Origin of the sequence: Nitrincola nitratireducens, assembly GCF_000585235.1 — a bacterium.
GTDB classification, from domain to species: domain Bacteria; phylum Pseudomonadota; class Gammaproteobacteria; order Pseudomonadales; family Balneatricaceae; genus Nitrincola; species Nitrincola alkalisediminis.
In genome coordinates this window covers 422590-434740 of sequence record NZ_AONB01000001.1, presented here as the reverse complement: position 1 = coordinate 434740, position 12151 = coordinate 422590, and the positions used below count along the sequence as shown (strand labels likewise).

At 45.5% G+C, this 12151-nt stretch carries 9 protein-coding genes and 1 pseudogene; 4 read left to right on the top strand and 6 right to left on the bottom strand.

What is annotated here, in order from left to right:
- Positions 1 to 27 precede the first annotated feature (27 nt).
- On the top strand, positions 28 to 909 hold the full coding sequence (htpX, locus tag D791_RS02025; RefSeq protein WP_036507045.1) for a protease HtpX: 882 nt from the start codon (positions 28 to 30) through the stop codon (positions 907 to 909).
- Between the two features lie 25 nt (positions 910 to 934).
- Here htpX and D791_RS02020 read toward each other — a convergent pair whose 3' ends face one another.
- Together D791_RS02020 and D791_RS02015 are read right to left on the bottom strand one after the other, a co-directional pair.
- Positions 935 to 2869, bottom strand: a complete 1935-nt coding sequence (locus tag D791_RS02020; protein ID WP_036507043.1) for an ATP-binding protein — start codon at positions 2867 to 2869, stop codon at positions 935 to 937.
- 34 nt (positions 2870 to 2903) lie between these two features.
- Positions 2904 to 3413, bottom strand: a complete 510-nt coding sequence (locus D791_RS02015) for a putative pterin-binding protein (protein ID WP_036507041.1) — start codon at positions 3411 to 3413, stop codon at positions 2904 to 2906.
- A gap of 269 nt (positions 3414 to 3682) precedes the next feature.
- On the opposite strand from D791_RS02015, the gene D791_RS02010 reads away from it, so the two are divergent.
- Positions 3683 to 5926, top strand: a complete 2244-nt coding sequence (locus D791_RS02010; protein WP_036507038.1) for an arginine/lysine/ornithine decarboxylase — start codon at positions 3683 to 3685, stop codon at positions 5924 to 5926.
- A gap of 51 nt (positions 5927 to 5977) precedes the next feature.
- Here the strand turns inward: D791_RS02010 and D791_RS02005 are convergent, their stop codons facing one another.
- Together D791_RS02005 and D791_RS02000 are read right to left on the bottom strand one after the other, a co-directional pair.
- Positions 5978 to 7105: a DUF5610 domain-containing protein gene (locus tag D791_RS02005; protein WP_157682201.1), complete on the bottom strand. Its 1128-nt coding sequence runs from the start codon at positions 7103 to 7105 to the stop codon at positions 5978 to 5980.
- A 98-nt stretch (positions 7106 to 7203) separates the two neighbouring features.
- A complete protein-coding gene (locus tag D791_RS02000) occupies positions 7204 to 7743 on the bottom strand; it encodes a DUF1285 domain-containing protein (protein ID WP_036507033.1) in 540 nt (179 codons plus the stop codon).
- A 172-nt stretch (positions 7744 to 7915) separates the two neighbouring features.
- Here D791_RS02000 and D791_RS01995 point away from each other — a divergent pair, with 172 nt between their 5' ends.
- Complete coding sequence (locus D791_RS01995) at positions 7916 to 8878, top strand: hypothetical protein (protein WP_036507032.1); 963 nt, start codon at positions 7916 to 7918, stop codon at positions 8876 to 8878.
- Positions 8879 to 9132: 254 nt separating this feature from the next.
- Positions 9133 to 10266 carry a lipid A deacylase LpxR family protein gene (locus D791_RS01990; RefSeq protein WP_237748473.1) on the top strand — a complete coding sequence of 378 codons (1134 nt, stop codon included), beginning with the start codon at positions 9133 to 9135 and terminating at the stop codon, positions 10264 to 10266.
- Between the two features lie 7 nt (positions 10267 to 10273).
- On the opposite strand, the gene D791_RS01985 is transcribed toward D791_RS01990, so the two are convergent.
- Together D791_RS01985 and D791_RS01980 are read right to left on the bottom strand one after the other, a co-directional pair.
- Complete coding sequence (locus D791_RS01985) at positions 10274 to 10648, bottom strand: translation initiation factor Sui1 (RefSeq protein WP_036507031.1); 375 nt, start codon at positions 10646 to 10648, stop codon at positions 10274 to 10276.
- Positions 10649 to 10670: 22 nt separating this feature from the next.
- Positions 10671 to 11995 (bottom strand): annotated as a pseudogene (locus D791_RS01980) (deoxyguanosinetriphosphate triphosphohydrolase).
- Positions 11996 to 12151: the final 156 nt, after the last annotated feature.

Below are 12151 nucleotides of genomic sequence, written 5' to 3'. Positions count from 1 at the left end.
AACTTCTAACAGGAATAGACAGCCACTATGAGAATACTCCTCTTTCTTGCAACCAACATTGCAGTGATTTTCATTGCAAGCATTACACTGAACTTACTCGGTGTTGAGCATTACTTATCCGGCACGGGCTTGAACCTTCAATCCTTGTTAATTTTTTGTGCTGTTTTTGGCTTTGCAGGGTCACTCATTTCGTTATTTTTATCGAAATTTATGGCAAAAATGGCAACCAAAACGCAAATCATCGAGCAACCACGCACGGCTGAAGAACGCTGGTTGCTTGAAACCGTTGCAGAGCTCTCTCAAAAAGCAGGCATCAAAATGCCGCAAGTGGGTATTTTCCCAGCTCAGCAATCCAATGCGTTTGCTACAGGCTGGAATAAAAACGATGCTTTAGTTGCTGTTAGCAGTGGTTTATTGCAGCGTTTTCGTCCAGAAGAAATCAAAGCCGTTCTGGCACACGAAATTGGACACGTTGCCAATGGCGACATGGTCACCCTAGCGCTCATTCAAGGCGTTGTGAATACCTTTGTTATGTTCTTTGCTCGAATTGCCGCTTACGCTGTCGATAGCTTCTTGCGCAAGGGTGAAGGTGAAGGACGTGGCATTGGGTACTTTATTACCGTCATCGTCTTTGAAATTATCTTTGGTATTGCAGCCTCAATGATTGTCTCCTGGTTCTCACGCAAACGTGAGTACCGTGCTGATGAAGCGGGTGCCAATTTGGTTAGTTCTGCAGCCATGATTAGCGCCCTACAACGCCTGAAAGCGGAACAAGGCATCCCTGATCAAATGCCAGATCAAATGATGGCGTTTGGTATCAACAGTCATTTAAAGAACGGGCTAATGGCACTCTTCTCAACCCATCCCCCCCTTGATGATCGAATTGCGGCATTAAGTCGTCGCAGCTAAAAGCGCATACGTTTCGAAGAGAGCACTAAGTGCTCTCTTTTTTTATAACAATCTGTCCCCACTTTTCGACCATTCGCTCTAACTCTGCTTTTTTAATGGGTTTGGAAAGATAGTCATTCATTCCTGCTGCTAAACAGTTATCCCGATCTTCTTTCATTGCATTTGCAGTCATAGCCACGATCGGCACCTCCTTATACAAACTATTTGAAGAACGAATAGCACGTGCTGCAGCCAAACCATCCATAATTGGCATCTGCATATCCATGAACACAAGATCAATTTTTTCTTTTTCGAGTACCTCCAGAGCCTCCAAACCGTTTTCCGCAATCAATACCTGCTGATCAAGTTTGGAGAGCAGGCCAATTGCCACTTTTTGATTCACTTTGTTATCCTCGACCACTAAAACACGCAACCTGTTTTCGGATTCAGTGTTTAAGGCTGGATTTAGCTCACTTGTCAGCACACGAGGCGGTTGAGATTCCAATACCTGATCAAACAACGCTTTCATTTGATCTGAGATCGGTAGACTCGAAACATCGACATTTGAAGACGCTACATAGGTTAATGGGAGAGTAAAATAGAAACGACTGCCCACTCCTGTCAAACTGGAAAAACCAATTTTGCCACCTAAGCACTCAACAATTCGTTTAGAAATTGCGAGCCCCAACCCCGTGCCACCAAACTTTCTTGATGTCGATGCATCCGCTTGCGTGAAGGCCGTGAACAATTTGTTTTTAGCATCATCGGGAATGCCAAGACCCGTATCTTTGATACTAAACCATACCCACCCCGGACGCAGTTTGTCTTTTCTAACAGACACAATGACACTGCCCTCATCGGTAAACTTAACCGCATTTCCAACTAAATTAAGAAGCACTTGGCGCACTCGTCCTGCATCAGAGCGATAGATCCCCTTCACCTCTTCATCTACGTGTGTCTGAATTCGTGTGTTTTTCTTAGCGGCGGCTACTGAAAATAAACTGGTTACTTCACTCACGGTGGACACAAGATCAAATTCAGCATCATCAATTTCAAAACGTCCAGCTTCTAGTTTTGATATATCAAGAATGTCGTTCAAGATTGTTAAGAGTGCTGACGCACTTCCGTAAATAGTTGAAACATAATCGGACTGCACAGGCGTAAGTGGCGTTTCTTTTAAAAGGGTCACCATTCCTAGCACACCATTCATCGGCGTTCTAATTTCATGGCTCATGGTGGCTAAGAATTCAGACTTTGAGTTATTGGCGGCTTCTGCCTTAATGGCTGTAAGTTGTAATTCAGCCGCCAATAACTCAGCATTTTTGCGGGCATGTTTTGCTTCAAGCATTTTTCGAATAATGAAAAAAATGATCATTGACACAACAATCGCAAGCAAGATGACCAATGAACCAAGATATCCATACAAGGTCAGCTGATATTGGCGATCTGAGATGATAATTTGAGCACTTACGCCTTTCATGCGCGTAACCAACTCTTCAGACAGTCGTAAAATATCTTTAGATAATACATCTACCTGCGCAAGAGACTGTTTAGCGTAATCATCCCCTCTCTCAAAGATGGCATCCATCTCACGTACACGCTGTACTATTTGATTGGACAAGACACGCGTTTGAGGCGAAGAGTCAAATAACTCGCTTAATTGCCCTCTTTCAAGAAGCCCCAAACGGCTGTATAGAATTTCAAACCTTAGCGATAGTTCATCCCACGTGTGCGGATCTAAATCAAGCTGATACTTAGCAATCAAGGTGCTTAACTTTAGATTTTCTCTGTCAAGTTGATAAGCGGCCCACAACGCATCATCCCGAGCCGCACTCAGCACTTGATTTTGTCGATCATGCAACGAATAGAGTAAAACGAGAGACGCCAGCAAAAAAACAACAGCACATATGGGTAATAACCAAACATTTAATACATACGCCAAAAAATGCTTAATGTGTGTTTTTGAGCCGAATTCTCTCACTGCTACTCACTCATGCTCATGCTCATGCTAGAGCTCAACGGAACTCTATTGCACGAATCTGCCAGACAGAGCGATTATAGTAAAGCTCATTTTTAAGTTTAGGTTCATCATCAAAGGGATAAATCACAAACAAGGGGCCTTTATCGCGTACTCGCATGTACGCATCATTGTGCTTCAATGCCAAAATAACATCGATTTGCATAAAGTCACTAACAGGAACTTCCGCGCTGTAATCATTTAAAGCCGTGATCACCATAGTCTCGGCCCCCTCCACACCTACCGCGTCCAGCAATGCTCGACCTAAAGGCCCTTCATATCGGTCTTTTGTTTCTGACCAAGGTGTCGTGGTTTCAGTTATTTTCTGCTCCAATGCCTCTAACATTTCACGATCAAAAACCGCACGATCTCCAAAGTTTGTATGGGTTATTTTGCCGGAAACCGTCAGGATCACAGCTCCGTTAGGTTCAGGCAAGGCTTGTGCATGGACAACGCCTACACTCAATAAAGCAACAACACAGATAAACTCCAAAAAAATACGTCGCATTGCAAACTCCTAATTTTCTGTTTTTTCCATTTTATCCGATTCATCCCTTTTTTAGCAAAAATATGTGTTAAGTGCTAGTCTAGTTGTAGCTCATAAATCCAATCGCTGCTAGTGATAGCATCCGAATGTATCTTCAGAGCGGTAGCAGCTGAGGTAGTAATCACCTAAAATAGCTGAGTTACATAAGGCTGTTTCCAGGCTTTCTTTAACAGAGTTGTCACTTTAAAGAAGGACAATGCCATAAAACCCTCTAACGACAGGCGACATGAATGAAATTTCGTTTTCCGGTCATTATTATTGACGAAGACTTCCGTTCCGAAAACATCTCTGGCTCTGGCATACGTGACCTTGCTGAATCAATCGGCAAAGAAGGTATGGAAGTGGTTGGCTTTACCAGCTACGGCGACTTAACGTCCTTTGCCCAACAAGCCAGCCGTGCCTCTTGCTTTATTCTTTCAATTGATGATGAAGAATTTGCCGATGAGCAAAATGGTCATGCATTGGAAGCTGTTCGAAATTTCATAATCGAAGTCCGTAAGCGTAATGCGGACATCCCCGTTTTTTTATACGGAGAAACACGCACCTCTCGTCACATTCCAAATGACATTTTACGAGAACTCCATGGCTTCATTCACATGTTTGAGGACACACCCGAATTCGTCGCTCGACACATTATTCGTGAAGCACGCAAATATCTGGACAGTCTGGCACCGCCGTTTTTCCAAGCGCTTATGGACTATGCCAGCGACAGTTCTTACTCTTGGCATTGCCCCGGACACTCGGGTGGCGTTGCATTTTTGAAAAGCCCAGTAGGGCAAATGTTTCACCAGTTCTTTGGTGAAAACCTCCTGCGCGCCGATGTCTGCAATGCAGTTGATGAGCTTGGACAGCTACTGGACCATACGGGCCCTGTTTCGGCAAGTGAGGCGAATGCAGCACGCATTTTCAACGCTGATCATTTATTCTTTGTCACCAACGGCACGTCAACATCCAATAAAGTGGTTTGGCACTCGACTGTGGCGCCTGGTGATATTGTGGTTGTTGACCGGAATTGCCATAAATCGATTTTACACTCGATCATTATGACAGGTGCGATTCCGGTGTTCTTAATGCCGACTCGCAACCATTACGGCATTATCGGCCCAATACCCAAATCCGAGTTCGATCCAGAAACCATCCGTAAAAAAATTGAGCAAAATCCCTTTGCCCGGGAATCAGCCAACAAAAAACCACGTATTCTAACAATTACACAAAGCACCTATGATGGTGTTTTGTATAACGTTGAGACCATCAAAGAAATGCTGGGCGACATGATCGACACCTTGCACTTTGATGAAGCTTGGCTACCTCACGCCTCATTCCATGAGTTCTACCACAACATGCATGCGATTGGTGAAAACCGTCCTCGCTCAGAGAACACTTTGGTATTTGCCACCCAATCAACGCATAAGTTGTTGGCAGGCTTATCACAAGCCTCTCAGATTCTGGTTCAAGATGCACAATCACGTAAGCTGGACACGCACCGCTTCAATGAGTCTTACTTGATGCACTCCTCTACCAGCCCGCAGTATGCGATCATTGCATCCTGTGACGTAGCTGCCGCGATGATGGAACCACCGGGTGGACACGCGTTGGTTGAGGAGTCCATTTTAGAAGCTTTGGACTTCCGTCGCGCTATGCGTAAGGTGGATGAAGAGTTTGGCGCGGATTGGTGGTTCAAAGTCTGGGGACCTGAGTACCTGACCGAAGAAGGCATCGGTAATCGTGATGATTGGGTGATTCATGCCGATGATAAATGGCATGGATTCGGTAAGATTGAGTCGGGCTTTAATATGCTGGATCCAATTAAAGCCACCATTATCACACCCGGGCTTAATTTAGCTGGAGAGTTTGACGAGGTCGGCATTCCAGCAGCCATCGTAAGCAAGTATTTGGCTGAGCACGGTATCATCATTGAAAAAACGGGGCTCTACTCGTTCTTTATCATGTTCACCATAGGCATTACCAAAGGTCGCTGGAACTCAATGGTCACCGAACTCCAACAGTTCAAAGATGACTATGACCATAACCAGCCCATGTGGCGCATTATGCCGGAGTTCGCGAAGAAGTACCCTGCTTACGAGCGCATTGGCTTACGTGATTTATGTCATCAAATTCATAATGTCTACAAGGATTATGATGTTGCCAAGGTCACGACCGAAATGTATTTGTCTGACATTGAGCCAGCCATGACACCTGCAGATGCCTGGTCAAAAATGGCACATCGTGATGTTGAGCGTGTTTCGATTGATGAATTAGAGGGACGCGTGACCGCAATGTTGGTTACCCCTTACCCACCCGGTATTCCTTTACTGGTGCCAGGTGAACGGTTCAACGATACGATTATTCGCTACTTGAAATTTGCTCGCGATTTCAATGCTCTCTTCCCAGGCTTTGAAACCGATGTTCATGGACTGGTTAGAGAAAAAATCGACGGGAAAGATGCTTATTTCGTTGATGTCGTCAAAGCTTAAATAAACAAAACGGAGCTCTTAGAGCTCCGTTTTTTTGAAGCTGCCGATCCATTATTGTTTTGGAAACACTGACTCTAACAAGCGACTCATATTGTTATTCAGATTTTCCTGTTGTTCTTTTTGAGCATCAATATACCGAATATCTTGCTGTACCAATCCCTTCATCAACTCAGACATAAACGACTCGGGCTCTTTAACAAAGCTCTTAATTTGCTCATTCATCGCCTGTTTCATACCCTCCATCAACTGCGACAAACGCTGCTGTGGCCGTTGAGTTTCGGCAGAGCCACCTAAGGCTTGTGTTTTTTCGTAGCTCATGGCCGCACTGTAACTTTCGCTGCGTGTCAGCGTTAAGCTCATTGACGCCAATTGCTGAGTGTCCATTTTAAAATTAGCGGCTTGTTCGAAGGCTTTTTGCACATCGCCCTCAAAAAACTCATTTGCCAACTGATTGACATCACGAATAAGGTTCTGGATCGCATCAATTTCATCAACATTCAGATTCCCTTGCACTGAAAAGCTAAAGCCTGAGGTCTCACTTCGGCTCATATCAAAAATAGCGGCCATTCCCGAATCGGACTTAGCAATGGACATACCCGCTTGCATGCTTTCAGATCGGCCAAACGAAATACTGACTTTATCACCTTCTTTCGTCATCAAATTTAATTCAAAGGTTTCTGATTTTTCAAAACGTTGTGCGGCCGTCATCTGTGTCAAATTTGAAACAAGCCGTTGTTGCGGTGACAACTTCGCTAATGCATCAAAGGTTAAGCGTTCTGTCTCGGACACATCTTCTGCGATCTTGCCCTTGAGGACATCTAAATTGGTAAGAATCTCTTTTGCCTCTTTAAAGCCTTTCTCCACTCCTTTCATGGCGGCATCATACATTTGCTGGATACGCTCTTCCGATGCCCCCCGAGCACGCGCATTCTCAAGTCCTGCAGCGACAAAACCACTGATTCGATCAGCCACCTTCTCCGGTGTAAACTGATTCGCATCCAGCTTTTTAAATTTATCGACCGACATACCCGGTATGCTTTGGGATAGGGTTTGCAACACTTTATCGTGCAACTCAGACAGACTGCGTCCAGACTCTGACGGCTTCGCTGATTTGGATGAGCTGATAGCGTTATCGAGGGGTCTTGGTGTCGGCACCAAGGAGGATTTTATCGTATTCACGGTCATCTCCAACTCTGATGTTCGTATTCGTTGCACTGAACACGTATTTCAATCATGTATTACTTAGGCTATCGGCTGAGCTCATCTGAGCTTGAGGGTTAAATGCTACCTAGATCAAAGGAAATACCCTGACTGCTCACTCTTAAGTGTCCGTCTTGCTCTTCCGCCAACTCAACCAGCTGATAGAAAACATTACGCGACAAACGCCCCTCCATACCCCAACGGATCATTACATAAGGACTAGGCTCTTGGGTGATTGAATCGATTCCTATGCGAAGCGGATGCTCGACTCCGGCAATAACCTGATCGCCCACTGAGGTGGTAAAACGCAAACCCGTTTGCCCCTGAACATCAATGACATCTAAACAGATCACTTGAAAAGGGACATCATCCACACGAATCCCCACTTTCTCAACGGGCGTTTTTAGGTAATAGTGCTCTCCCTCTTTCCAGAGGATACGCGAAAACATTTTGACCATACGCTCACGCCCTATAGGACTGTTCTGATAAAACCAACGACCATCTTTGGCAATGCGCATGTCAATATCACCACAAAAAGATGGATTCCAACGATCAACCGGGGGTAATTTTTCATCACTTCCCACCTGCATCAAGAGTTGATTGGGTAATGTCTCCATGAGTAACTTCACCTAAATAGAATAAGAAAATGGATTTTAAGTAATTTTATTTATATGAGTCATCTTCAGCTTAACTCAAAAAACTTTCAAGACTCACAAAGCACATCTGAATCTCATTCATTGTTACAATAACGACATCGAAGACGATATTTAATCAAAGGCGTGTCACTTTATGTCTCAGTCACTTTCTACCAAGTTCAAAGATCCTCAACAGGGCGTTTATTTTATTGGTACGACTCCACCAAAACACTCTACTGATGATGAACAGATGTCCGTGATTGCTGACAAACTTCTGGCACGTCTGATGGGCTTGGAATACGACGGCCTGGTTGTATACGACATACAGGATGAAAGCAGCCGCATCACCTCACCGCGCCCCTTTCCTTTTGCGCATACACGTGATGCAAGAGAGTATTCTGCCTTATTGGCACAGCAATCCAGCCACGAAATTATTACCTATAAAAGTGTAGCACAACGTGACGGCGAAGCCTTTAAAGCTTGGCTACATGAAACGCGTGAGATCTACCATCTACAAAATTTGGTGTTAGTTGGCAGCCCTTCTTCAGAAGGTGACGTTCGCTTGAATTTGAACGAAGCCTATCAAATTCTCAAAAATGGCAGCTTCGACTATCATTTAGGGGGGGTGACAATTGCTGAACGCCACGCACTTAAAGGCAATGAGCACGAGCGTCTCATGAATAAGACCTTACAAGGCTGTGAGTTTTTTATCTCCCAAGCGGTCTACAACCCTCAAGCCACCATCGACTTATTAACGCGCTATGCACGTTCTTGCCGCCTAGCGAATCAGGCGCCCAAGCGGATTATTTTAACCTTCGCACCTTGTGGCAGCGCCAAAACACTGGAGTTTATGGAATGGCTGGGTATCTCCATTCCTGAAGCAACCCGTTGGCGCATTTTAGATTCAGAGAAACCTCTATCTGAATCTGTCAGAATTTGCCAAACAAACCTAGATCAAATTCTAAGTGCGTGTCGCCACCTTGACCTGCCTCTTGGGTTAAACATCGAAAGCTTAACGAACCGAAAAGAAGAAATTGACGCCTCTGTGCATCTGTTCAAGCTTTTAAAGGCAACGCTCGATCTTCATTTAGCGCAAAAGGCACTGGAAAGCGTGTAACCATTCGTTTCCTGACAATGCCTCACGATAATGAGGCATTGTCGGGTATGTCTCTCCTTAACGATAAAGTCCATCTTCCCACGCACGATCTCCTTTTAACAAAATAGACACGCGAGTCTCTATTTTTCCAATCGAACATTTGGCAAAATGTGCTCCTGTTTGTGAGGGAGCACCCTGCTTTACCGTCAATCATTTGATGTGCAGCAGTTTCAGTTACTTCAATCTACCCTAATGTTCTCATCGGAGATATTAACGTGTTCAGAACAATCTCTGATCAACGTTTCACCTCTATCACCTGCGCTTTACTTTGTGCTTTATTGGCCATCACACCTGCCCTTAACGCTGAAGAGACAGATGAAGTTTTTGACATCAATGACTTAACCGAGCCTGTTGTCTTACCCGACAATGCGCCTGAGATACGTCAAAGCTGGACGCTTAATTTATATTTCGAAAATGATTTATTTAACAACACAGATCAGCAATACACCAATGGTGTGCGCGTATCTTGGATTTCGCCAGATATCCTAAGCTTTGTTGACGATGCGCAGTTACCCATTTGGATACGCCGTGTGAATACATACCTGACCCCGTTTGATCCCGTTCCTTTTGATCAACAGCAAGCCGTCAGTCGTCGTCTGATATTTAGTCTGGGCCAAAAAATGTTCACACCTGAAAACAGGCTGCTGACAGAAGTCGACCCAAACGATCGCCCCTACGCTGGCTGGTTGTATGCAGGGATGGGATACCATACGCGTAGCCAGCACAAAATGAACTCCTTTGAGGTCAATCTTGGAGTGGTAGGTCCGGCAGCGTTAGCTAAAGAAGCTCAAGACCTCGTTCATGACCTTCGTGGCTTTGACCGTTTTGACGGTTGGGATAACCAATTGAAAAATGAACCGGGTATTCAACTGGTCTATGAGCATAAAAACCGCATTGCACGTACATCATTGTTTCCGGGCATGGAGTTTGATGCCATTGTTCATGCAGGGGGCAGCCTTGGCAATGTGGCGACCTATGTGAACACGGGCGGTCAAATTCGTCTCGGGAAAAACTTACCCTCTGACTTGGGCACGTCTGCCTTAAGGGCTGGAGGTGACAGCAGTGTACCGGGCTTTGGTGACCCACGCTTTGATAATCAATGGAGCGTGCATGGCTTTATGTCATTGGATGGACGCTTTGTCGTTCGCGACATTTTCTTGGATGGTAATACTTGGCGTGACAGCCATTCCGTTGATAAGCGCCATACCTTTGCCGAGGCATCCTTTGGCTTGGCTGGCACTTACGAACGCTGGAAACTGTCGTACGCTCGCGTGTATCGCACCAAGCAATTCCGTACGCAGCGCAACAGCCATAATTTTGGCTCAATTGCTCTGTCCTACTCCTTGTAAATCGCGCTTATCCTCCGGCGAGTTTTACCTTAAAGCCTTCTGCCTCCAGAAGGCTTTTAATCAAGTCTCGATGATCCCCTTGAATTTCAATGATGCCCTCTTTGCAAGCACCACCCGTTCCGCACTTCTGCTTTAAGGTTTTCGCTAAACGCTTAAGATCGGCTTCTGGTAAAGGAACACCTGAAACAGTTGTCACGCCCTTTCCTTTTCGGCCCGAAACTTCGCGACGAATACGCACAATACCATCAAGTAGGGCTAAACGCGCTTCATCGGCCAATTGATCACAGATACACTCTTTTACAGGCCGTCGACATTCAGAGCACTGCTGGCCTGTTTCTGTCGAATACACCAAGCCACGAAGTTGATCTTGCAAAGACGCCATTGAGTCCCCTTGTTTTTGAAGATTAATAACCGAGCCCGCCGCCAATTTGGCGCGCTAAATAAATGCAGTAATTATCGGTCATCCCGGAGATGAAATCGATAGCACGCAAATAACTTTGATACAAAGGCCAATGAGGCTCGGGGGCATGAATGCCCATTAAATTCATAATTTTTTCGGTTCGATACCCCGGCCGAGCGGGCGAATCCGCATGTGCTTCATACACGGCATCACAAAACGCCTCCAAGAGAACACCAAGCATCGTATAGGCACCGACTTCCAACTCCGCTTTACGATTGTTCGGGAAGACACGCTCACGCGCAATGCGTTTTGCTGTGGCCAACCCTGCTTTAACCATCGGATCACCATCGGCCAACAACTCTCCCTTATACTGTCCACTCATAATGGCGGGATAGTGATGGCGATAGGCGATAATCGCGGACTCAACCATATTCTCCATCGCTTTTCCGCGTAAAGCCGAAATCTTCCGACGAGCAGATGCCTGTGAGTTGAAAATCTCATGATCAAAATCAAGATCACCACACAGCTGCAACAAAATGGGCTTCACTTCATCAAACGTAAGAATATGCAACTCTATTGCATCTTCAAGATCCAAGATGGCATAGCATATATCATCCGCGGCCTCCACCAACCAGGTTAAAGGATGCCGACACCAGTGATTTTCATCCAGCTTTATCAGCCGAGCTCATGCCCAAGTTGATTTAACGTCTCCACTTCGGATTGGAAAACACCGAACTTCCCCCTCTCTCCTGCTTTTTCAACCGTCCAAGGGTATTTAATCAGGGTTCCCAATGTTGGGTACGTCAGACGTAAGCCACCGTCAAATAGATTGTTTTCGATTTTGGTGACCACTCGAAGGCCCTGAGCATTGCCTTCAAAGGTTTGCAAATCTTGCAGCTCCAAGGGATGCAAGGATGCAAAGCGCGGATCTTGCGCATGACGTCGAAACCAGTCTCGAATCGCATACTCGCCTGCATGCCCAAACGGGGGATTGCCTATGTCGTGTGCCAAACACGCTGACTGCACAATCATGCCAACATCATGGGGAGAAGACCAAGGTGGAAGCTCATTCGCAATCAGTTCTCCTACCCGAATACCCAGACTGCGCCCAAGACTACCGACCTCGATTGAATGGGTTAAACGCGTATGGATATGATCATTGAGCGTGAGGGGGTGCACTTGAGTTTTACGTCCCAGCCGCCTGAATGCACTGGAAAAAATGATGCGATCATGATCTTTATGAAAATGACTGCGGCCAATCTCTGCAGAGGTCAGATGTTCATGCCCATAACGTTTTGTCGTCAATAACTGCGGCCATTGCATCGGCATAGTGCCTTCCTTATTCTAAATGTCAGCCTGCATCATGAGGGGCAAGCGTTTGAGTCCTGTAATCACTTAATTCTAGCCAAGCGCAATAATTAAGACTAGGCATTAAGTCTAAACAGGTTATAATAACCAAGTAATTTACTCAGTTTTAAAGGAAGG

Coding starts and splice junctions, on each gene's coding strand:
- htpX (WP_036507045.1), top strand. CDS start 28: ATGAGAATACTCCTCTTTCTTGCAACCAACATTGCAGTGATTTTCATT.
- D791_RS02015 (WP_036507041.1), bottom strand. CDS start 3,413: ATGCGACGTATTTTTTTGGAGTTTATCTGTGTTGTTGCTTTATTGAGT.
- D791_RS02010 (WP_036507038.1), top strand. CDS start 3,683: ATGAAATTTCGTTTTCCGGTCATTATTATTGACGAAGACTTCCGTTCC.
- D791_RS02000 (WP_036507033.1), bottom strand. CDS start 7,743: ATGGAGACATTACCCAATCAACTCTTGATGCAGGTGGGAAGTGATGAA.
- D791_RS01995 (WP_036507032.1), top strand. CDS start 7,916: ATGTCTCAGTCACTTTCTACCAAGTTCAAAGATCCTCAACAGGGCGTT.
- D791_RS01985 (WP_036507031.1), bottom strand. CDS start 10,648: ATGGCGTCTTTGCAAGATCAACTTCGTGGCTTGGTGTATTCGACAGAA.